Origin of the sequence: Neoalteromonas arenosi (assembly GCF_030362855.1) — a bacterium.
Taxonomy (GTDB): domain Bacteria; phylum Pseudomonadota; class Gammaproteobacteria; order Enterobacterales; family Alteromonadaceae; genus Alteromonas_E; species Alteromonas_E arenosi.
Window position 1 is genome coordinate 141887 of record NZ_JAUCBP010000011.1, and the last position, 22789, is coordinate 164675.

The following is a 22789-nucleotide window of genomic DNA, read 5'->3' on the forward strand; positions in this document are numbered from 1 at the left end:
GTGGGGTGTTGATACAACTGGTGGTCGTTGCGTTTCTTTCGGTGTGGATAAATGGTGCCGACTGCCGGAATCGAACTGCTGCTCTTACAAAGGCTACTGATTTATCAGTAGGGTGTCAGTTCGTGGGGTGTTGATACAACTGGTGGTCGTTGCGTTTCTTTCGGTGTGGATAAATGGTGCCGACTGCCGGAATCGAACTGGCGACCTACTGATTACAAGTCAGTTGCTCTACCAACTGAGCTAAGTCGGCACACGAAAGAACGCGCATTTTATGAATGCGGCATAAATTGTCAAGCCTTTAAATTATGTTTGCTTGTTTTATTGCTCTGCCAAGCGTTGAGCTTCGTCTTCTAACACTGGGAAAAACTCCAAAGGTAGGAGTCCTGCAAGCTCATCAAGCCGTTGTGCTAATTGTGCGTAACTCTCTGCAACCACATTAATGTGGCCCATCTTGCGCTTGGCGCGAACGGTTTTTCCATACCAGTGTAAATGGCAGCCTGGTACCGCTAACACTTCCTTAGCAATACTGCCGCAGCCGATAATGTTAACCATAGCACTGACACTGTGAGCAGACATATCACCCAAAGGCAAATTAAGCACAGCGCGTAACTGATTCTCAAACTGCGATGTCTCTGCGCCGTGAATACTCCAATGCCCAGAATTGTGAACGCGAGGGGCTAATTCATTAACGATTAATCGCTCGCCGATTTGGAACATTTCTACAGCTAACACACCAACATAATCTAAGTCTTCAACAATGGTAGTGAATATTTGCTGGGCTTGTTGGGTTAACTCTTCGGTAAGTTTGGGAGCAGGCGCAACCGATACATGGAGCTGACCTTCGTGATGGCGATTTTCAGCAAGAGGATAAAAGTTAACTTGCCCTTGCGCGTTGCGCGCTCCAATCAGCGATAACTCACGTTCAAACGATACCATTTGCTCTGCGATCAAAGGTACAGCGCCTAGGTCTAAATCAGCTAACTGCGCTTTCAATTCGGGTAGCTGAGAAGCGGCTTTTAAGCGCCACTGACCATAGCCATCATAACCATCTAAGCTCGCCTTGATAATGACTTTTTCACCCAGCTCTGCCACGATATTGTCGAGTTGACTGTGCTCAGTGATAATTTGATGGCGGCAGTTGGGGATCTGTAAGCGTTCTAAGAAACGTTTTTCTAACACGCGGTCGGCGCCAATGCGTATTGCCGTAAAAGAAGGATGTAACTTGCCTGACGCATCAGCATCTTCCAAGAGTCCCACCGGCACATGCTCAAATTCAACCGTCAGGGCTTTAGCGTCAGTAATGGCTTGTTTGAGTGATTCGGTGCGCGGCGCTTTGTCAACCGGGTTAACGATGCTGTGATCTTTTACGTTCACAGCAGCAACATCTATTCCCAGAGGTACACCGGCTAAGTTAAGCATTTGTGCTAGTTGGCCGTCACCATAAACGAGTACTCTCATTCTGGCAGTTCCAAATCAGCGCTAGCGAGCACTTTTTCAGTTTGCGCTGCACGGAAATTAATAATGTTTTGTCGCACAGTGTCATCGTGCAAGGCAATGATTTGAGCCGCTAGTAACCCTGCATTAGCTGCTCCGGCATCACCGATAGCAAGAGTACCTACCGCAACACCTTTTGGCATTTGTACGATTGACAGCAATGAGTCCATGCCACTGAGTTGACTGGAGCGCACTGGACAGCCCAGTACCGGCAAGTGCGTGTGAGCAGCAATCATTCCAGGTAAGTGTGCTGCGCCACCAGCGCCAGCGATAATCACATCAAATCCTTGCTCAGCCGCAGTTACTGCAAACTCTGTCAACCGATCAGGTGTACGGTGAGCAGATACCACCTTGGCCTCAAATTCTACGCCCATTTCGCGTAACATTTTGGCGGCGTTTTGCATGGTTGGCCAGTCGGACGTAGAGCCCATTACAATGGCAACTTTATTCATTGAAACTCCTACTGTAGCTAGGTTTGTTTATGTGACGTTCGGTGAATGTCAGAACGGGCGCAGATTATAGCCGTTTTTTTCTTTTGTTCCCAATCCCAAGTATTGACGTACATAAATACACGGTTATTTAATCGCTAAATTTACTTTCACCAATGGAAAGGTAATTTTTTTTTATACTAATCTATTATTAAATTATGAATTCGCTGACGTTTAGACTCTTACAAGTATACCAACAAGTCGTCGATAGTGGCTCGGTGACGGCCGCGTCTGCTGCACTTGGCCTATCCCAACCAACGGTTTCGTTGCAATTAAAAAAGTTATCATCACTATTTGGTATGGTGTTGCTGGAACAGCAGCACGGTCAACTGCAATTGACCGAAGCGGGTAAGGCCGTGTATCAATGTGCGCAAGAAGTGCTAACCTCGCAAGCGCGTTTAAATAGTTACATCCAAGCGTTACAAGGCATGGAAACTGGCACGTTAAAAATTGCGGTAGTTACGACGGCTAAATATGTTATCCCGCCATTGCTCGCAGATTTTTGCAATGCACACCCTGGCATTGAGGTTACTTTAAAAGTCGCCAACCGCGCTCAACTGATAGAGCGCCTAAAGAACAATCAAGATGATATTTATATCTTTAGCCAGCCACCAGAAGATATGCCTATCACCGCTGAAGCTTTTTTGCTTAATAAGCTAAGTGTGATTGCGCCGCATAACTACAGCGGCCCCGACCATTGCACTTTAGCTTCATTAGCCGACCAGCGGGTATTACTGCGCGAGCAAGGTTCGGGTACGCGCAAGTTAATTGATGAGTATTGCCGTAAAAATGGCATAGAGTTTACCCAACCGATGATCATTGAGAGCAACGAAGCGATTCGACTTGCTGTAGCAACAGGATTGGGGATCGCGATAATATCTGAGCATACCTTGGCACATACGCCAACGGATGACGTAAAGTTGTTATCAGTCAATGACTTTCCGTTGCACAACCATTGGCAAGCAGTGACGTTAAATAGTCGACCTGAAAGCCTCGCTGCATCTGGTTTCAAACAATTTTTGCGCGAGCATGGAGATGTGACAGGTTAAGTCTTCCGGCTCAATATCTGACTGTTAAGCGATATTTCGTGCGATAGTATTTAACAGTGCAGCTCGGGTTATGGGTTTACTTAAAAAGTCATCCATTCCGGCTGCCAGACATTTCTCCCGGTCCTCAACAAACGCGTTTGCTGTTACAGCGATAATTTTGGTTTTTGCTCGTTCATTCTCGAGATTACGGATTTTGATCGTCGCTTGTAATCCATCAAGCACAGGCATTTGTAAATCCATTAACACCGCATCAAACTGATATTTATTAACCGCCGCAATAACGTCTTCACCATTAGCAACTCGCAAGGTTCGAATATTTGCCTTGGCGAGCATATCACACAAAATATCGGCATTAACGTCATTGTCCTCTGCGACTAATACGCGCAAACCACTGGGTAAAACAGGTAAGCCTTTTTCACTGCGGATCACGGTATTTGCTGCCGTACTCATTGGTAGGGTAATTAAGAATGTAGAGCCTTGCCCCTTCACGCTATCGACGGCGATATTCCCACCCATAATCTCAACCATACGTTTGGTAATGGCTAACCCTAACCCGGTGCCAGCATGCGCTTTTGTCGAACTTAAGTCAGCTTGAACAAACTCATCAAAGATTTTTTGCAGATCGGTGTTAGTCATACCAACACCAGTATCTTTTACCATCAAGGCAATCATTTCATTGTCATAGTCTAAGCGCAGTGTAACGTTGCCAAAGTCAGTAAATTTGATTGCGTTATTCAACAAATTATTCAGTATCTGGGCGAATTTACCGGCATCTCCATTGACAGATTTGGGCACGCGCTCATTGATATCAACTACGAGGCGAACACCTTTGCGGGCTGCATTATTACCGTGTAATTCGGCAGCAGCACGCGTTGCTGAAACAATATCAAACGGTTTTTGTTGTAACTGCATCTCGCCCGATTCAATCTTTGACCAATCTAAAACACTATTGAGGATTAGTAATAGGTTATTGGCAGACTCAGCCACGATATTAATGCGATATTTAACCTCTTCGGGTAAGTCCTCGGCCAAGAGATTTTCACAGCTACCGATGATCCCGTTCATCGGTGTGCGAATTTCATGTGACATATTGGCTAAGAACTTAGACTTCGCCTCACTGGCCACTTCAGCCAGTTTTAGCGCCACACTCAGTGATTTTGTTTTTTCATCAACCCGCTGTTGTAAGTTAACATTTAAGTCCGATAACTCTTTGTTTAAAACTTCTTGCTCTGATCGTGCTACGCGCAACTCATTAAAGGTGTCAACGAGCCGGTTGCGCAAACTAATAAACTCACTGTTTAACGCATCTACTTCACGCAAATACAGCTTATTGCGTAAATCCTGTGGCGACTTTTGTTTACTTGCTGGGTCAAAAATAGCAAATTGATGCATCAGTGTTTGCATCGGCCGGGAAACCAATGTAGCCACTAAATATCCCATACCAATACCACCAGCACCCAATACCAGTAATACCGCTAAAGCACTGAAAATGTATTGAGACGTTAATTCAACAAACTCAGCACGCGGGAAGTAAACATGTGATGCCCAACCCATTGGGCCTTTAAAGCTCGAGCGGATGAACCAGTCGCGATTGGCAATATTGACCACATTAGCGGCGCATGTTTGCGTAAAGCAGAACTCTGCATTCAAGCTTGCCAATCGTGGAATATCTAGCTCTGAACTAGAAAAAACCACCTGTTGTCGCTTGTCGCTGATCATGATCTCAAAGCCCGTGAGGTTGCGATCATCGTAAAGATTAAATTGGTTTAATCCTAGTGAACCTTCAACTATACCTACGAACCTTCCTTCGCCGTCCAAAATAGGCGACGCAATAGCAACAATATTGTCGTTGCCGAATCCTCTGCCTTGGAAGGCGGATGAGATGTAAGGTCTCAATGTGCGTTTTGGCTCAGAAAAGTACTCGCGCTCAGAGACGTTAGTAAACCCAGAACGCTGCGATGCTTGTAACAGTGTCGCCGGATAACTGTGGGTGATTTGCCCCTCTGAATCTGTGATTAAAAACGTTAAAAACTGGGGATACTGAGCGGCCAAATCGGATAGAACCGCTTGTGAAAGATTGGGACTTCTAGAGACAACTCCAGCGGTTAGTTCAACCGCTGCCTGATGCTGTTCAAAAAAACTTGCCAGCTGATCATTGAGGACATTAGTCCGCTGCTGCATGTAATCGAGAAGTTGTTCTTTTTGCTGGCTTTGAAAACTACTGATATATGAAAATACAATACCGACCAAGGCAAAGAAAAACACGCCAGCGAAAAAGTACTGAAACAGAAACCGCACTTCAATCATTGGTGTACGGTCTGAAGGCCATACCATAAATCGCGCAATATACACAAAATGACCGGCAAGTAAGTTCACAATACCAACAAAACAGCACACCGCCGTTGCAGTTATCGCCAATTGGAAACTGGTTGGGTTTGCACTGTATAAAACCAACACAAATAGCGGAATACTAAACAGTAGCCAAAAGCCTAAGCCAACTGTGAGAGCACGTTTTACGGTGCGATCGAATGAGAGTTTTGTCACCATTATTGGCTGAAGCATCATCAGTGCAATGACGACCGGATGATACTGCTGAACATCTAGCCAAGTCACATCGATAAACAATACCAACCAGTATGGCAAGCTGATAATCAAAGAACTGATAGCGGCTGGCAGCAAGCCAAACATCAAACCAATAAAGATGGCAACAGAAAAGCCAAAGGCAAAAATTCCCCCAGTCTCAAAGGGCGCTGGCAGAATATGTAACAACGTCCCCATAACAATCATCAGCACGACACTGATTGACTTATTATTCAGAAGGTAACTTACCACTGGCATTTTTTCATTAATGTCCTACTGCGCGGCAAACAGATAATCAATAGTCATGTTGGTTAACAGATCAACACCTAACCGCATACCGCTATCGTCTACTATAAACTCAGGCGTATGATGCGCAGGCGCCTCATCGGCTGGCACATCTAACGGCTTGCCGCCTACCCATAAATACACACCGGGCACTTTCTCTTGGAAAAACGAAAAGTCTTCTGCGCCCGTTACTGGCTTAGATAACAATGCATTATCGACTCCCGCTGTGCGTTGAATAGTGGGTAGCATCTGAGCCATAAGGTCCGGGTCATTAAAGGTTATTGGGTAGTTGTAATCCAGTGGTAAGGTGACTTCAGCCGTTGCTCGCATGCTTTGTGCAATAGCGTGTACTTTGCGTGGTAGCGCCTCATAAATGTGATCGCGCGCTTTCTGATTCAATGTTCGAATGGTTCCAACCATCTCCACTTCACTGGGAATAATATTCGAACGGTTGCCACCGTGAATCGAACCGATAGTTACCACCGCTGCGTCGTCAATCACTTTAATTTCACGACTCACAATAGTTTGTAAACTCATAATCACTTGAGCGGCTGTGGTTATCGGATCCACGCTTAGCCACGGGTAAGCACCATGCGCTTGCTTGCCTTTGATCACAATTTTAAACGGGTCAACGGCTGCCATTACACCACCTGCGCGATAACGCACCTTGCCCACATCAGTATCGGCACTAATGTGCAAACCAAAAATAACATCGACGTCGGGGTTTTCTAATACGCCCTCGCGCACCATAACTTCGGCACCGCCTTCCTCACCAGCGGGTGATCCCTCTTCTGCAGGTTGAAAAATGAACTTAATCTGCCCGCGCAATTGATCCTTAACTGTAACGAGAATGTTGGCTGCTCCCATCAGCATTGCCATATGCGTATCGTGTCCACACGCGTGCATCACAGGTACTTCATTGCCATTGAACATACCGCGTTGCACTGATTTATAGGGCAGATCGTTTTGTTCTAAAACGGGCAAGCCGTCCATATCCGCTCTGAGAGCTACAACAGGTCCTGGTTTGCCGGTGTCTAGAACCCCCACAACCCCCGTTTTGGCCACACCAGTCGTTACTTCTAAACCCAGTGAGCGCAAGTAGGTTTCAATATAAGCCGCGGTTTGAAATTCACGATTCGATAATTCGGGAAACTCGTGAAAATGGTGCCTCCATGCAATCACTTGCTCCTCTACACTAGCAGACAACGCACTTAATTCAGCTTCTGTTGGTTTTGCATTGGCAGAGGTAACAAAAAAGATAGTGAGTAGGCTTACGATTATTTTTTTCATGGTCTCGCTCATTCCACACTAGGTTACTAAAGACTAACCGATTTATTAGCAACAGCCCATAAAAAAAGCCACATCGAATCGATATGGCTTTTCAATACAATTAATTTGTGAGCATTAGCTCTTTTGCCGTTTCATTGCATCAAAGAATTCATCATTGGTTTTGCTCATGGCTAAGCGGTTGATGAGGAACTCCATCGCGTCGATCTCTGACATCTCATGCACAATCTTACGCAAGATCCACATTTTCTGTAATTCTTCTTGGTTGGTAAGCAATTCTTCTCGACGCGTACCAGAGCGATTGAAATCAATCGCTGGGAATACGCGCTTCTCAGCGATCTTACGGTTTAAGTGCAGCTCCATATTACCGGTACCTTTAAACTCTTCATAGATAACCTCATCCATTTTTGAGCCAGTATCGATAAGTGCAGTCGCGATGATAGTTAAGCTACCACCTTCTTCAACGTTTCGCGCTGCACCAAAGAAGCGCTTAGGCTTATGTAATGCGTTAGCGTCAACACCACCGGTTAATACCTTGCCCGAAGAAGGAATTACGGTATTGTATGCACGCGCTAAACGGGTGATAGAGTCGAGTAAGATTACGACGTCTTTTTTGTGCTCGACTAAACGCTTGGCTTTTTCAATCACCATTTCGGCAACTTGCACGTGACGGCTAGCAGGCTCGTCAAAGGTCGAAGCGACAACTTCCCCCTGAACTAAGCGTTGCATTTCGGTTACTTCTTCCGGGCGCTCATCGATCAGCAACACCATTAGTTGACACTCAGGATGATTAGCGGCAATTGATTGAGCGATATTTTGTAGTAATAAGGTTTTACCCGCTTTCGGTGGAGCGACAATCAAGCCTCGCTGACCACGACCAATCGGTGAAGCTAAATCCAATACTCGGGCAGTAATGTCTTCGGTACTGCCGTTTCCACGTTCCATACGTAAACGCTCATTGGCATGGAGTGGTGTAAGGTTTTCAAACAGGATTTTATTACGGGAGTTTTCGGGCTTATCAAAATTTACTTCACGGATTTTCAACAAGGCGAAATAGCGTTCACTGTCTTTTGGTGGGCGAATCTTACCCGAAATAGTATCCCCCGTGCGCAAGTTAAAGCGTCGAATCTGACTGGGTGATACATAGATGTCGTCAGGACCGGCCAAGTATGAAGAATCAGACGAACGCAAGAATCCAAACCCATCTTGCAATATTTCCAATACACCATCGCCAAAGATGTCTTCACCGCCTTTAGCATGGGTTTTTAAAATCGAGAAAATGATGTCTTGCTTGCGTGCGCGAGCCATGTTTTCCAGGCCCATTTCTTCGGCCAAAGCAACAAGTTCGCTAATGGGTTTATTCTTAAGTTCAGTTAAATTCATATTGGTGGGTCTTTGTACGTATACGTCGCTCTAGGCGTTATTGTTATTCGAAAAGAGTTATATACAGCTCGGATTTGATAGAAAATAGGAAGCTCTGGTTGAGCTGTTAAGAAACTTAGCACCATATTTTCTTTTCGTCTAGTAAGAACGTTAAAACAGGACAAAAAAGTCACTAAAACTACGTATATCAGGGCTTCGGCAGAGTTATGTTAGGCAAAAATAGTATTTTTCCCTCCGCGACGCCGAAACCAACCTGCAATTGAATAACGCTCACGTCTGGCCGGCAGCACTTCATGCGGAAACTCTTCACTCAGAAAAACGACCAAGGTGGCAAACTCTGGCACCACTTTTATTCCTGTTTGGTCCTGTTCATCACGATACAGTACAAGTTCCCCACCAGCATCACTGGGCCAATCGCGATTTAAATAAGCTACCGTCGAAAGAACGCGATTATCTTGACCGACAAATGCATCAACATGGCGTTTGTAAAACGCTCCTTCGCGATAGTGTGCAAAATGACTTTCATAGTAGTCCAAACCAAGAAACAGCTGACGATTGATTGCACTTTGTAAGTCGCCCATCCAAGCAAGCCAATCGCGCCCTGTTGGGCTTTTTTCATCGATCCAATGGATAGTATCGCGACGCACCTGATGGTTTATTTGATGCAAAGTGTCGCGCCCGACACCTGCGGACTTGAAATCCTCTGTATCCATACCCACTATTGCATTAATGAGTGCGTCTGCCAGTTCGTCTGGTAGCGCGTACGGCTGAATACTGTACCCCTTAGTGCGCAGGTCGTTAACGATGGTTTCAAAGATTTTTTGGTCTGTTTGCATCCGGGTTACATATTGAAAGCATGACTGGTTTAAGACGCATATCTTACTATGCTTTAAGCTATAGCGGCAGAATCGTTTTTTATTAGGAAGTTATGACATTACCAATCCTTGCCATCATTGGTGGCTTAATTGTTTTACTCTGGAGTGCCGGTAAGTTTGTTGATGGTGCCGCAGCAACTGCGCGATATCTCGGTATGTCGCCTTTGCTTATTGGTATGATCATTATTGGCTTCGGCACATCCGCGCCGGAAATGATCGTTTCTGCGTTCGCTGCGACTCAAGGAAATCCGGGACTGGCACTGGGAAATGCCTACGGCTCGAATATAGCGAATATTGCATTAATTTTAGGCTTAACCGCCCTGCTAAGCCCAATTGCAGTAAAGTCAGAAGTGTTAAAGAAGGAGTTGCCACTGCTATTGGCCGTTACTTTGTTTTCGGTCTATCAGCTCATTGACCTGCGAGTGTCATACGATGATGCATACGCCCTGCTCGGTATCTTTGCCGGCCTAATGGTTTGGAGCATTGTTTCTGGTATGCGCGGCGGCGATGATGACGCCCTAGCCGGCGACGTAGCCTGTGAAGTCCCCGAGCACCAACCGCTGAAAAAGAGCTTAATTATTCTGTTGACCGGCCTGGTTTTATTAATTGCCAGTTCACGCCTACTGGTATGGGGGGCGGTAGAAGTTGCTGTTGCCTTTGGCGTTAGCGATGTAATTATTGGCTTAACGATAATCGCAATTGGCACATCTTTACCTGAACTCGCAGCAGCTATCGCGGCGGTAAGAAAAGGTGAGCATGAATTGGCGTTGGGTAATGTGATAGGTTCGAACCTATTTAATACCTTAGGCGTGGTTGGCTTGGCAGGTGTTATTGCACCGATGGAGGTCGCACCGGAATTCCTTTATCGCGACGCACTCATTATGATTGGATTGACCGTAGCGTTATTTGTCTCATGCATTGGCTTGCGAGGTCCTGGCAAGATAAATCGTGTAGAAGGCGGTTTGTTTGCGGTCTTGTACTTCGTCTATATGGGATACCTGATTCAGTCGTCGTTTTAATGAAACGCAGATTGAGTAATAGTGAGTATAAAAAAGCGGAGCAACTAACTCCGCTTTTTTTTGTGTGAATCCAGCTTAAACGTGGTCAGCAAGAAATTCTTCTAGCTGAGTTTTTGATAGCGCACCAACTTTAGTTGCTGCAACGTTACCGTCTTTGAACAACAACAGAGTTGGGATACCACGGATGCCATATTTAGGTGGCGTTTCATTATTTTCATCGACATTCAGTTTACCAACTGTTAACTTTCCTTCGTATTCACCTGCAATGTCTTCTAAAATAGGTGCAATCATTTTACAGGGGCCACACCACTCGGCCCAGAAGTCAACCAGCACAGGACCCGCAGCATTGATTACATCTGCTTCGAACTTATCATCAGTCAACTGGATAATTTTGTCGCTCATTCTTTTCTCCGTTAATGGTCTGTCGCTGATACTTATTCAGCACTACCGTAAGTGTTATATAGAATCTGTTTTTAATGCAAGCATTGATAAGCTATAAGCTATGCAAACAACACATTTAACTACTACACATTTTTCTGAACTTCCGATCCATAAAGATGTGATAGCTGCGCTAGATGCAGCAAATTTTAAGCACTGTACGCCAATTCAAGCCCTCAGCTTGCCGCCCAGTTTAGAAGGCCAAGACGTTGCCGGCCAAGCCCAAACTGGTACAGGTAAAACTATCGCCTTTTTGGTCGCTACATTTCATCACTTGCTGTCAAACCCAGTACCACAGTCAACTGCGCCGCGTGCCATCATCATGGCGCCAACTCGAGAGTTAGCCGTACAGATATACAACGATGCGGAATTGCTCAGTAAACATACTGGATTATCGCTTGGGTTGATATATGGGGGCGAAGGTTACCAAAGTCAACGAGAAAAATTAGAGAAAGGTGTCGATATCATTATCGGCACTACCGGCCGCATCCTCGATTACTTTAAACAAGGGGTGTTCAGCCTTAATAATATCCAAGTAGCAGTATTGGACGAAGCTGACCGCATGTTCGATCTGGGCTTTATTAAGGACATCCGCTTTTTATTCCGGCGCATGCCAAAGCCAACTGAAAGATTGAGTATGTTGTTCTCCGCAACGTTGAGCTTCCGCGTTCAAGAACTTGCCTATGAGCACATGAATAACCCTATTCATGTGCAGGTTGAGCCCGAGCAAAAAACCGCAAGTCGCGTTCAAGAGGAACTGTTTTATCCGTCCGACGAAGACAAAATGCGCTTGCTACTAACCTTGCTTGAAGAAGAATGGCCTGATAAAGCGATTGTGTTTGCCAACACCAAGCACAGTTGTGAGCAAGTTGAAGCATGGCTTAAAGCTGATGGCCACCGCGTTGGCATGCTTTCTGGCGATGTTCCGCAAAAGAAACGTTTGGGTATTCTCGACAAGTTCACCAAAGGTCAGCTCGACATTTTAGTCGCAACCGATGTTGCAGCGCGTGGTTTGCATATTGAAAAAGTCACTCATGTTTTCAATTACGATTTACCCGATGACGCTGAAGATTATGTACACCGTATTGGACGTACAGGCCGAGCAGGTAAGAGTGGCCATGCAATCAGTTTCGCGTGTGAAAAATATGCATTGAATTTACCGGCGATTGAGGAATATATTAGTCATGCCATCCCGGTAACTGATTATGAGAGTTCTGCATTACTCGATGATATTACACCGCCCAAACCCATCCATCGCCGTCGGCCCTCGGATCGTGGTCGAGGCAATCAATCTCGCGGAAACAAGCCCCGTCACTCAGGTGGTAGAGGACGCCGATAGTTTATGAATAACACCTTAGGACTGCCTACCTTACGCGGCGAATATTACGCCGCTATCGATCTCGGGTCTAACAGTTTTCACATGGTGATTGTTCACGTCGTCAACGGCAGTGTGCAGATTGTAGGTAAGATTAAACAGAAAGTGCGTTTAGCGGCAGGCTTGAACGATCAGATGGAGCTCGACAACCTAAGTATTGAGCGCGGGCTAAACTGTTTGCGTTCTTTTGCCGAACGCCTTGAAGATATTCCACGCAGTAATATCAAAATCGTCGCTACTGCCACATTGCGATTAGCGGTAAATGCCAGCGAGTTTTTGCGGCGTGGTGAAGAAGTATTAGGTATGCCCATTCCCGTTATCAGCGGCGAAGAGGAAGCTCGCCAAATATACCTAGGTGTAGCTTATACGTCGGCCAATCAAGGCAGCAGCTTAGTCATTGATATTGGTGGCGCCAGCACTGAAATTATTTTCGGTAACGATATGAACCCAGTCACCTTGACCAGTTTGGACATGGGTTGCGTTACCTTTATGGAGCGCCATTTCGCCGGCGGTTCACTAGCAGCAGAGTGCTTCGAGAAAGCCCAAACCGCGGCTACTGAATTACTCGTGCCAGTGCGCGAGGAGTTCTTGTGCTTCGATTGGCAAAACTGTCTTGGCGCGTCTGGAACGCCGCAAGCCATTATTGAAATTCTAGTCAATCAGGGGATCAGTGATTCAATTCGGCTTGATTATCTATACGAGCTTAGACGCCAATGTATTGAATGTGGTTCGATGGATAAGCTACAAATCGATGGGTTGAGTGAAGCGCGCAGAGCGATTTTCCCAAGCGGTTTAGCCATCTTGATTTGTCTGTTCGAGCAACTTGAAATTAAAGATATGAATATTTCCGGTGGTGCGCTGCGTGAAGGCTTGATTTACGGCATGCTCGACTCGATGCAAGACAATGACCGCCGTGAACAAACGCTCAATCAAACCATGCAACGCTTTCGCATCGACGTGGTGCATGCACGCAACGTACACAAGGTGGCAAAAATGTTGTGCGAACAAGTTTGCGAGCAAACCGGTATCTGTAACTTTGATACTAATGCCGTACTTGAAGCCGCTAGTATGTTGCATGAACTCGGCCTGCATATCGACTACAAACTCTATCACCAACACGGTGCATACGTTCTGTCTCACATCGATCTACCCGGCTACACCCAGTTGCAAAAAACCACGATTCGCGACCTAGTGCAGGGGCATCGACAAAACATTAACGTAGAAAGTTTTGCGGGCTATCACCCTGAAGTGAAACCCATGATCATTAATTTGTTGCGTATATTGAGACTGGCTGTAGTGCTGTGTATACGACGGGCAGATTTAGATATACCTAAGTTTGAACTTGCCATCGAAGACCAACACTGGCGGTTAACTTTTCCCGATGGTTGGCTCAAGACTCATCCACTCCTCAGCGCTGAGTTGAGCAATGAGTCTTGGTTGCAACACAAAGCAGGGTGGCAGCTTAGCTGTAACTAGGGTCTGTCCCTATTTACTCGTTAAGGTAAGCTGCCGCTTGTTTAGCAAAATAAGTCAAGATGCCGTCTGCTCCCGCGCGTTTAAACGCAAGCAGTGACTCCAGTACTACAGGTCTCTCAGCCAACCAGCCATTGGCAAAAGCGGCTTTGTGCATCGCATATTCACCACTGACCTGATAGGCAAAGGTTGGTACGTTAAACTCTTGCTTACAGCGTTGCACCACATCTAAATAAGGCATCCCAGGCTTAACCATTACCATGTCAGCCCCTTCAGCGATATCTAAACCTATTTCATAAAGGGCTTCATCGCTGTTGGCTGGGTCCATCTGATAAGTTTTCTTATCTGCGCCTTTCAAATTACCTGCAGAACCGACCGCATCTCTGAACGGCCCGTAATAATGTGACGCATACTTTGCCGAATAGGCCATGATACAAGTGTGGATATAATTTTCTGACTCCAACGCTTGTCGAATTGCGCCAATGCGACCATCCATCATATCTGATGGCGCGACAATATCAGCTCCCGCGTGGGCATGGCTTAATGCTTGTTTGACCAACACTTCAGTGGTTTCGTCGTTAAGCACATAACCGCTGTCGTCGAGTAAACCATCTTGGCCATGCACAGTAAATGGGTCGAGGGCTACATCGGTAATAAGTATCAGCTCAGGGAAACGTTGTTTCAACTCACGCACAGCTGTTTGAGCTAAACCATCTTCGGCATATGCATGTTCCGCCAACAACGACTTATGTTCCGCGGGTGTTACCGGAAACAGCGCTAAACTATTCACGCCTAACGCCAGCAATTGCTCAGCCTCTGCAAGCAGTAAGTCAACCGATAAACGCTCTACACCAGGCATTGAATCAACCTGTTGACGTTGGTTAGTGCCCGGTAAAACGAACATTGGGTAAATTAAATCATCAGTTGTTAATCTGGCCTCAGCAACCATATCACGCAGTGCCGCAGTGCGGCGCAACCGACGTGGGCGTGCATGCGGAAAAGACCGACTATAGTTCATTATCAATAATCCTGTTGTTTATCGGAAAATGCCCGGTTGATGACACAATTGCGCCCATTCTTTTTCGCCTCGTAGAGTAGCGAGTCGGCAAATTCGAGTAACTGTAACTCTTCACCTTCGCGGCGCATGGTCGTCGCTGTTACACCTGCACTCAACGTCACTTTAAACGTGTGTTCATCCGTTTCTATCTCACTTGCTTCAACCGTTAAGCGAATATTTTCAAGCAGCTGAGTTGCGCCCAATACATCGGTATTGGGTAGGATAAACGCAAACTCCTCCCCCCCGAAACGGCACACTTCATCAGTTGGGCGTTTTAAAGCGTCGGTGAGTATTTTTGCTACCTGTTGTAAACATTGATCGCCACTAATATGGCCATATTGGTCATTCACCTGTTTAAAGTGGTCAATATCGAGCATGGCTATAGCCAGTGAAGTTTGCTCACGGCGGCTACGGCGGCTCTCAGCTAGCAGGCGTTTGTCGAAATGACGACGATTGGGGATCCCCGTTAACGGATCCATAGCGCTGAGTTGTTCGAGCTCGCGATTGGCTTCAGACAACTCCCGTAACGCTAAATCCAATTCCAGCGTACGCTCTTGTACTTTGTATTCCAACTCATCTTGGCTTTCTTGTTGCACCTTAATCAATTCATCTTTGGCTTTCGTTGCCGCCTGCTCTTGCTCCAGTGCGATAGCTTGAGCAGCCGTCAAACTATCGCGCTGTTGGCTGTAACGCATCGCCAAAATTAACCCGAGTAACAAGGTTTCAACTGATGCACCAAAGATCAAAATATAATGCGATGAAACGGGTAATTCGACGATGTTCAAGTTATCTAACGTTGCTGAAAAAGCACTTAGTAATAAAAACGACCATGCCAGAGTGTAATATCGTGCCACTTCACTTCCCCGGGCTGATAACCAAATACCACAGGCCAAAATAGACAAGACCGCAATGATTAGCATCAGCATCAATAGCTTGATCATGATTGCATATGGCGCAACCCAACTGACCAAACTAAAGACAAAGAACATCCCTGCAAGGAACTTTAAAAACTTTTCTATTGTCTTGCTGTAACGCACAACATCGAGAGTCTGGTTGGAGAAAACAACGGCAAAACACAAGGTTAAACTGGCTAAAATAGCAATAGCTCGCCCCTGTAAATACAGGTTGTTAGGCCATAAATATTGAAACGCAAACCCGTGCAGAGCTGCCAATGACAAACCTAACGTCACTACGTATCCGGTATAGACTAAAAACGTCATGCTGCGCGTAGTGATAAAGAAAAATAAATTACATATCGCCATTGCCACCATAAAGCCGAAGAACAAAGTCATGATGCTAGCGTGCTGGGTCGTGTAAGCGATGTAATCGTTTGCCAGCCAAATACTTGGCGGGAACCTCACGGTACCAGCGGTCTCTATGCGCGCGTAAATATGGCTGATCCGCTCAACATCGGTCAAAGGCACCAGGAATACTGCATGATCAATCGGGCGTTGCGAAAAGACCTGTAAATCACCTAATTGGTGTCGCGCAATAATATCGAAACTGTTTTCTGATTGATTGACCAAATAAATTTCTAAGTGATCCAGCATGGGATAGTCAATCTCGAGCAACTTTTCCTTGCTGTCTTGACGGATAACATCAGGCACACTGAATCTAAACCAGTACGCATCATCACTCATACCGAGTGAGTTGTCGCTACCGATCGATTGCCACGTCTTTTCGTCTACCAGCGCCGCTTGTTCAACGGTGAGCGCAGTATCAGCCGTACTAAAATAATAAATATCACCAATGACTTGCTGGCGCTTTTCGACCAAACTCAGAAAAACAAGACCCCACAGACATACCAAAACGAAAGCACTGAGAATGCCAAGATGCCAACGCTTAGTTGGTGCATTGATCGCAATAGCGGATGCACTTATTTCAGTCATGGGTACGCCATAAAAGCTTGTTTGTATTGATAATACTGACTTGGCTCAGTTGTTCAACTGAGACTTGTTTTAATTCTGCCACACGCTCGGCAATAAAAGGTAAATTCGCCGGCTGATTATTGCGTTGACGGGGCTTCATTCCCTTGGGAAACAAGTAGGGCGCGTCGGTCTCCAGCACGAGCCTATCAAGGGGTAAATAAGCTAGAGCCTCGCGTAATTCAACACCGCGTTTGGTATCACAAATCCAACCTGTGATACCGATATAAAAACCGAGCTCCAAGTATGCTTTTAAATGCTCTGTATGTGACGTAAAGCAGTGCACAAGACCACCGTTTAAATCACCAACATACTGATTGAGTAACGCGTATTGATCGGGAAACGCATCGCGTTCGTGTAAATAGACGGGTAACTGTAACTGTGTGGCGACATTCAACTGATGCTCAAATACTTGCAACTGATTATCACGGGTTGAGAACATGCGGTTGTAATCAAGCCCACATTCGCCAATAGCGGCAACATTGCTTTGCGAAGCGAGTGTAGTGAGCTTAGACACCCAATCTGAACTAACATTATCAGCATTGTGCGGGTGAACACCAAGGGTACAACATATTTGCTCTGGGTATTGGTTTTGCCAAGCCAAAGATGATGACCACTCGGACTCCTCGGTGGCAATGACACAAAGCCGAGTCACGCCTGCGCGCTCAGCTGCGGTCAGTGTTTGCTCAATAGGCAGACGTTGATCAAATTGATTTACACCTGCATCAAACCATCGCACCTAATTAACTCGTTTAACCTTCATACGTTTGTTAACGTCATCAGTACTCATATAGAATGCACCAAGAACACCGCGCTCGATGTAGATCGTATCGCCAACCGAGATCTTCAGCGTACTGCCATCTTGCTGTTGCCATTGTTGACCATTATCTAGAGTTACCGTGCGCTTGCGACGCTGATTGGTCGAAATAGAACTGATTTGCGCGTACAGCTTGCTAATCATCGCATCGGTATCGCGCTTATGCTCTAGGCCAAACTCTTCCTCAGCAGTCGGTGCATTTCGCGTTGCCACCTCTGCTTGCTGTTGAACTTGCTGTTGTACCTCTGGAGCGGCAACACTCGCTGCGGGGGTCGATGGCCTTACAACCGCTGGTTGACGGGACACCGTTGGCAACTGTTGTTGCGCCCCCGTGTATTCTCTTACCGTTTTTGCCAGGCGGTCAAAACATACCAAGCGCTGCAAGCTATTAGTTTCCTTACTGCATTGGCTAATGGCTTCTTCGATACTCTGCTGAGCGTTAGCAGTAGCTGCTATGCTAAGTGAAAACACGGTGATTAGCGCAGCATCACGAATAATACTGAATTTCATGAAGATTCCTGTTGTTGTTTTTTCGAAGAATATAGACCACCGATTATGACGCCAAGTTCAAATAGAAGCCACATTGGTAGTGCTAATAATGTTTGTGAGATCACATCGGGCGGTGTTAACAACATACCAACGACAAATACACCGACAATGACATAAGGTCGCTTAGCGCGCAGTGAATCGGCATTCGTTGCACCGGTCCAGCACAGCAAAATAATTGCAACGGGGATCTCAAATGCCAACCCAAACGCAAAAAATATCTTGAGCACGAAATTTAAGTAACTGGTGATATCGGTACTGACAAGCACACCTTCCAATTCCAGGCTATTAAAAAACGCGAAAGCTAATGGGAAAACTACAAAATAGGCAAAGGCCATCCCTGCGTAAAACAACAGAGTACTAGAGAAAAGTAACGGCGCTACCATATTTTTCTCATTCTTGTACAAGCCCGGTGCTACAAATCCCCAAATCTGATAAAGCACGTAGGGAATTGCAATAAAAAACGATAATACGAGGGTTAACTTAAACGGGGCAAAAAATGGCGCAGCAACGTCGGTTGCGATCATGTTTGAGCCTTCAGGCATCGTTGCCAACAAGGGCATAGCGAGCAAATGGTAGAGGTCTTGAGCAAAATAAGCTAAGCACAAAAAGACCACTAAGACGCTTACAATAGCGCGTAAAATACGGCTGCGAAGCTCGATCAGATGTGAGATGAAGTTATTCTCTGGTGCTGTCATCAGGTTTTGACTTATTAGCGATAGCAGGGTCAGCAATGGTATTTTCAGGCGTTCCCTCGGATTCTGTGTTTTTCTTATACGGCTGCTGCACTGACGCTGCCGCCGCTTTAAGCTCATCAACCGTTTTCTGTAGCTCTGGCGACAAATTGTGCATACTCATCGCTTCAGCCTTTTTCAAATTTTCATGTAGCTCATGGATACGAAGTTGCTCGTCGATTTCTGCTTTAAAACCGCCGGCGATATTTTTTACCCGACGGATCGTGCGCGCGGTCGAGCGGATCGCTCCGGGCAATCGTTCTGGCCCAAGCACCAAAAGTGCCATAACACCAATGACCAGTAGCTCCCAAAAACCAATATCAAACATAAAGATTACGCGTCGGATTTATCCGTTTTTTTTGTTTCGGACTGCGCAGTTGGTTCCGAGTCAGCGGCTTCTACCTTCTTTTGTTCTTCAAAGTCGGCGTCTTTATCACTTACAGCCTTTTTGAAGCCTTTAACCGCGGAGCCCAAATCACCGCCCATTCCACGGAGTTTCTTAGTACCGAACAATAGAACGACAATCAATAAAACAATCAGCAACTGCCAAAGACTTATGCCACCCATTTTTCACCTTTTCTGGTATTAGAAATGCATATCCTACATTGTGTCACAACGTAGCTATTCAATGCTATGAAGATTTGTCATTATAGGTATACAGGTTGATAAAAAGTCATCAATCAGCGATAAGGAGAACGCTATTACACCCTACTACGCGTATGTATTAAATGGACTCAAGGTACTGGTGCTTTGCGGCGCGATGGTACCGTTGACAGCACAAGCAAATGACGCTCAAGACAATGAGTCGGAGTTGGCTGTGCCACAACCTGTTCCGATCCATGAACCACAATGGTTTGATCAATGGCATATGAACTTTGAAGATGCCATGAACAATACCGCGCGCAGTATCGATAACTTTTTCGCGCTGTCAGGTGATAGCTCGCATGAAGACGCCACAGCATCTGGGCGCGTCAGGCTGGGATGGGAACCTCGCTCTCGGGACTTTGCCGAAATGGATTTACGCTTTCGCATTCGCGTGCGCCTACCCGCATTAAAAAACCGCGTCGATTTGCTCCTTACCGACGATGAAGATGATCTGCAAGAAAACAGCGTGAAAGCGACGCGTAATGACCAGTTAGGCAGGCGAGATCAAGCCACGCTAGCTTTGCGTTTTCGGCACAGCCCTGATGCAAAATTATCCCATCGTATTGGCGCCGGTCGACGGGATCAGGTGTTTGTCAAAAGTCGCTATCGAGATAGCCACGATTTTAATGCCGAAATGGGTATCTTTTACGACGCCGAAATTTATTATTACAGCCGTGATCAACTCGGCGGTGAATTAGGCCTGAGTTACCAACACCTTCTATCGGAGCACTCGTTGGCTCGATTAAACAACCGCTATTACTATCGCGATAATACTAACGATTGGCGCTGGCGACATGAAGCCCAGTATTTGAGCCAAGTTAGCGACACCAGTGCTTACATCTATACCCTCTTTGTTGAAGGTTTATCACGCCCCAACATGCATACCGAACAAGTGTTTTTAAGTGCTAGATGGCGCACAAACCCCACGCGTGAATGGCTGTATTATGAAGTTGAGCCTTTCGTGCTATGGCTTAAGGAGGAAGACTTCAAGCCGTCTTTCGGCGTCGCCCTGCGACTTGAAGTCTTTTACGGTAAGATTTAAGGACGCAAGGCCTTTTCACCGCGCGCTAATCCACAAACCCCTGTACGAGACGACTCAATAATATCGGTGTTTTGTGCCAAGGTTGTAGCAAACGCATCGAGTTTGTCACTGGTTCCGGTAATTTCAATGGTGTAGTTCGACGCGTGCACATCAACGATGCGCGCACGGAAAATATCGACGTTGCGCTTAACTTCGGCACGCGCCAATTCAGTGCGTGTCGCCACTTTGATGAGCATTAATTCGCGCTCAACATGTGAGCCTTCAGTTAAATCGACAACCTTAAGCACATCGATGAGTTTATTCACTTGCTTGGTTATTTGCTCAATGACCTTATCGTCACCGTGAGTGATGATTGTAAGACGCGATAGACTTGGGTCGTCTGTTGGGGCAACACACAATGAATCAACATTATAACCGCGCTGAGAGAACACCCCCACAATTCGCGAAAGTGCACCCGGCGCGTTTTCCATTAGTACTGATATAATCCGCTTCATTATGTACGCTCCGTCTTACTTAAACGCATGTCATCCATTGCGCCCCATTTGATCTGCATTGGATAAACATGTTCATTTTGATCAACAGCGATATCCATAAATACCAATCGGTCCTTGAGCGCAAAGCACTCGGCCATCGCATCATCTAAATCAGATAATTGGTCGACCTTGATCCCTACATGACCGTACGCCTCAGCCAAAGCAACGAAATCGGGCATTGAGTCCATATAACTGTGAGAGTGGCGCCCCTTGTAGATCATATCCTGCCATTGGCGGACCATTCCCAAGGCGCGGTTGTTAAGCGAAATGATTTTGATGGGTAAGTTGTACTGTAAACAGGTCGATAATTCCTGAATGTTCATTTGAATACTACCATCCCCAGTGATAACCACAGACGTAGCTTCAGGATGAGCAAACTGCACCCCCATAGCGGCTGGCAAACCAAAACCCATAGTGCCCAAGCCGCCGCTGTTTATCCATTGACGTGGTTTTGCAAAGGGATAGTAAAGTGCAGCAAACATCTGGTGTTGACCAACATCCGAGCTAACGAATGCCTCACCATTAGTATGCTTGTATACCGCCTCAACCACTTTTTGTGGCTTGATCACATCACTGGCGTCTTGATACTTAAGGCATTGACGCGCGCGCCATTGCTGGATTTGTTCCCACCAGTCAGCGAGTTTATTGGTTTGGTCAGACAAGTCGTGTTTGTCTAGCTCAGCCAAAAACTGCTCACACACTTTGTTGACTGAACCCACGACAGGAATATGCGCATTGACTGTTTTTGAAATCGATGCAGGATCAATATCAACATGAATGATGTTCGCATGCGGACAAAACTTATCGACGTTATTGGTCACACGGTCATCAAATCGAGCCCCTAAGGCAATAATGCAATCGGAATTATGCATGGCTTTGTTAGCCTCAAGCGTACCGTGCATACCAAGCATGCCCAGCGACTGCTCGTGAACACCTGAAAAAGCGCCCAGCCCCATCAAGGTACAAGTAACTGGCGCATTGAGTAATTCGGCCAATTGCGTCACTTGCTCGGCCGCATCGGCATTTATCGCTCCACCGCCAACATACATTACCGGACGCTGGGCTTTGACTATCGCCGCGACCGCTTTTTTAATTTGACGACTATGTCCTTTTTCGGTCGGGTTATACGAACGCATCGACACGTCATCAGGAAAGACATAAGGATGTTCTTCAAGGACGTTAACCAAATCTTTAGGCAAATCTACAACGACTGGTCCAGGTCGACCAGAGTTTGCAATGTAATAAGCTTTGGCAATTGCCATAGGAATATCTTCGGTGCGCTTGACCAAAAAGCTGTGCTTAACCACAGGGCGTGAACAGCCCACCATGTCAGTCTCTTGGAATGCGTCTTCACCAATGTGCATCGATGGCACCTGACCTGACAATACAACCATTGGAATGCTGTCCATGTAGGCTGTCGCGATACCGGTCAGCGTATTTGTTGCGCCGGGACCAGATGTTACTAAGACAGTGCCCGTTTTGCCGGTTGAGCGAGCATAACCATCAGCCATATGTGCAGCAGCTTGTTCATGACGGACGAGGACATGCTTGACATGATCTTGCGCGAATAGCGCATCATAAATGTCGAGTACGGCACCTCCAGGGTAGCCGAAAACATGGGTAACTCCTACATCTTTAAGCGCCTCAACCACCATGGCTGCGCCTGACATCATTTTCACAGTTATTACTCCTACGATTGTTCATAACACACTGCGTTTTGGGTCTTTTGACCTAGCGTGTTTCA

20 protein-coding genes, 1 tRNA gene and 1 pseudogene are annotated in these 22789 nt (G+C 46.2%); 5 read left to right on the forward strand and 17 right to left on the reverse strand.

Going from position 1 to position 22789, the window contains the following annotated elements; all coding sequences use genetic code 11:
• Nucleotides 1-174 precede the first annotated feature (174 nt).
• From QTP81_RS13205 to purE, 3 genes are all read right to left on the reverse strand, one after another.
• Nucleotides 175-250 (reverse strand) — tRNA-Thr (locus QTP81_RS13205).
• A gap of 68 nt (nt 251-318) precedes the next feature.
• Nucleotides 319-1458: a 5-(carboxyamino)imidazole ribonucleotide synthase gene (locus QTP81_RS13210; RefSeq protein WP_289366160.1), complete on the reverse strand. Its 1140-nt coding sequence runs from the start codon at nt 1456-1458 to the stop codon at nt 319-321.
• Complete coding sequence (gene purE / locus QTP81_RS13215) at nt 1455-1946, reverse strand: 5-(carboxyamino)imidazole ribonucleotide mutase (protein ID WP_289366162.1); 492 nt, start codon at nt 1944-1946, stop codon at nt 1455-1457. Before purE ends, QTP81_RS13210 begins: the two co-directional genes overlap by 4 nt.
• Nucleotides 1947-2140: 194 nt before the next feature.
• On the opposite strand from purE, the gene QTP81_RS13220 reads away from it, so the two are divergent.
• A complete protein-coding gene (locus QTP81_RS13220) occupies nt 2141-3031 on the forward strand; it encodes a LysR family transcriptional regulator (RefSeq protein WP_289366163.1) in 891 nt (296 codons plus the stop codon).
• 24 nt (nt 3032-3055) lie between these two features.
• Here QTP81_RS13220 and QTP81_RS13225 read toward each other — a convergent pair whose 3' ends face one another.
• From QTP81_RS13225 to QTP81_RS13240, 4 genes are all read right to left on the reverse strand, one after another.
• Nucleotides 3056-5869, reverse strand: a complete 2814-nt coding sequence (locus tag QTP81_RS13225; RefSeq protein ID WP_289366164.1) for an ATP-binding protein — start codon at nt 5867-5869, stop codon at nt 3056-3058.
• Nucleotides 5870-5884: 15 nt separating this feature from the next.
• Nucleotides 5885-7186 (reverse strand): amidohydrolase, encoded by a 1302-nt coding sequence (locus QTP81_RS13230; protein ID WP_289366165.1) that lies wholly within the window; start codon nt 7184-7186, stop codon nt 5885-5887.
• Nucleotides 7187-7300: 114 nt separating this feature from the next.
• Nucleotides 7301-8566: a transcription termination factor Rho gene (rho, locus tag QTP81_RS13235; RefSeq protein WP_289366166.1), complete on the reverse strand. Its 1266-nt coding sequence runs from the start codon at nt 8564-8566 to the stop codon at nt 7301-7303.
• A gap of 209 nt (nt 8567-8775) precedes the next feature.
• A complete protein-coding gene (locus QTP81_RS13240) occupies nt 8776-9402 on the reverse strand; it encodes a 2OG-Fe(II) oxygenase (protein ID WP_289366167.1) in 627 nt (208 codons plus the stop codon).
• A gap of 92 nt (nt 9403-9494) precedes the next feature.
• On the opposite strand from QTP81_RS13240, the gene QTP81_RS13245 reads away from it, so the two are divergent.
• Nucleotides 9495-10460 carry a calcium/sodium antiporter gene (locus tag QTP81_RS13245; RefSeq protein WP_289366168.1) on the forward strand — a complete coding sequence of 322 codons (966 nt, stop codon included), beginning with the start codon at nt 9495-9497 and terminating at the stop codon, nt 10458-10460.
• A gap of 75 nt (nt 10461-10535) precedes the next feature.
• On the opposite strand, the gene trxA is transcribed toward QTP81_RS13245, so the two are convergent.
• Entirely contained in the window at nt 10536-10862 is a 327-nt protein-coding gene (gene trxA / locus QTP81_RS13250; RefSeq protein WP_289366169.1) for a thioredoxin TrxA, read from the reverse strand.
• A gap of 100 nt (nt 10863-10962) precedes the next feature.
• On the opposite strand from trxA, the gene rhlB reads away from it, so the two are divergent.
• Together rhlB and QTP81_RS13260 are read left to right on the forward strand one after the other, a co-directional pair.
• Complete coding sequence (rhlB, locus tag QTP81_RS13255) at nt 10963-12237, forward strand: ATP-dependent RNA helicase RhlB (RefSeq protein WP_289366170.1); 1275 nt, start codon at nt 10963-10965, stop codon at nt 12235-12237.
• A gap of 3 nt (nt 12238-12240) precedes the next feature.
• Nucleotides 12241-13749: a Ppx/GppA phosphatase family protein gene (locus tag QTP81_RS13260; protein ID WP_289366171.1), complete on the forward strand. Its 1509-nt coding sequence runs from the start codon at nt 12241-12243 to the stop codon at nt 13747-13749.
• 13 nt (nt 13750-13762) lie between these two features.
• Here QTP81_RS13260 and hemB read toward each other — a convergent pair whose 3' ends face one another.
• The 7 genes and pseudogenes from hemB to tatA form a co-directional block, all read right to left on the reverse strand.
• Nucleotides 13763-14764: a porphobilinogen synthase gene (gene hemB / locus QTP81_RS13265; RefSeq protein WP_289366172.1), complete on the reverse strand. Its 1002-nt coding sequence runs from the start codon at nt 14762-14764 to the stop codon at nt 13763-13765.
• A gap of 2 nt (nt 14765-14766) precedes the next feature.
• Entirely contained in the window at nt 14767-16692 is a 1926-nt protein-coding gene (locus QTP81_RS13270; protein ID WP_289366173.1) for a sensor domain-containing diguanylate cyclase, read from the reverse strand.
• A complete protein-coding gene (locus tag QTP81_RS13275; RefSeq protein ID WP_289366174.1) occupies nt 16685-17467 on the reverse strand; it encodes a TatD family hydrolase in 783 nt (260 codons plus the stop codon). Before QTP81_RS13275 ends, QTP81_RS13270 begins: the two co-directional genes overlap by 8 nt.
• Complete coding sequence (locus QTP81_RS13280) at nt 17468-18055, reverse strand: hypothetical protein (RefSeq protein WP_289366175.1); 588 nt, start codon at nt 18053-18055, stop codon at nt 17468-17470.
• Nucleotides 18052-18789, reverse strand: a complete 738-nt coding sequence (gene tatC / locus QTP81_RS13285; RefSeq protein ID WP_289366176.1) for a twin-arginine translocase subunit TatC — start codon at nt 18787-18789, stop codon at nt 18052-18054. The genes QTP81_RS13280 and tatC overlap by 4 nt, the downstream gene beginning before the upstream one ends.
• Nucleotides 18790-18859: 70 nt before the next feature.
• Nucleotides 18860-19153, reverse strand: a pseudogene (tatB, locus tag QTP81_RS13290) (Sec-independent protein translocase protein TatB); the annotation flags it as partial.
• A gap of 5 nt (nt 19154-19158) precedes the next feature.
• Nucleotides 19159-19392, reverse strand: a complete 234-nt coding sequence (gene tatA, locus QTP81_RS13295) for a Sec-independent protein translocase subunit TatA (RefSeq protein ID WP_289366178.1) — start codon at nt 19390-19392, stop codon at nt 19159-19161.
• A 193-nt stretch (nt 19393-19585) separates the two neighbouring features.
• Here tatA and QTP81_RS13300 point away from each other — a divergent pair, with 193 nt between their 5' ends.
• Nucleotides 19586-20512, forward strand: coding sequence for a hypothetical protein (locus QTP81_RS13300; protein WP_434532986.1), 927 nt, complete (start codon nt 19586-19588; stop codon nt 20510-20512).
• On the opposite strand, the gene ilvN is transcribed toward QTP81_RS13300, so the two are convergent.
• Nucleotides 20509-21006, reverse strand: coding sequence for an acetolactate synthase small subunit (ilvN, locus tag QTP81_RS13305; RefSeq protein WP_289366181.1), 498 nt, complete (start codon nt 21004-21006; stop codon nt 20509-20511). The two genes, QTP81_RS13300 and ilvN, sit on opposite strands and share 4 nt — an antisense overlap.
• A complete protein-coding gene (locus QTP81_RS13310; RefSeq protein ID WP_289366182.1) occupies nt 21006-22724 on the reverse strand; it encodes an acetolactate synthase 3 large subunit in 1719 nt (572 codons plus the stop codon). Before QTP81_RS13310 ends, ilvN begins: the two co-directional genes overlap by 1 nt.
• Nucleotides 22725-22789: the final 65 nt, after the last annotated feature.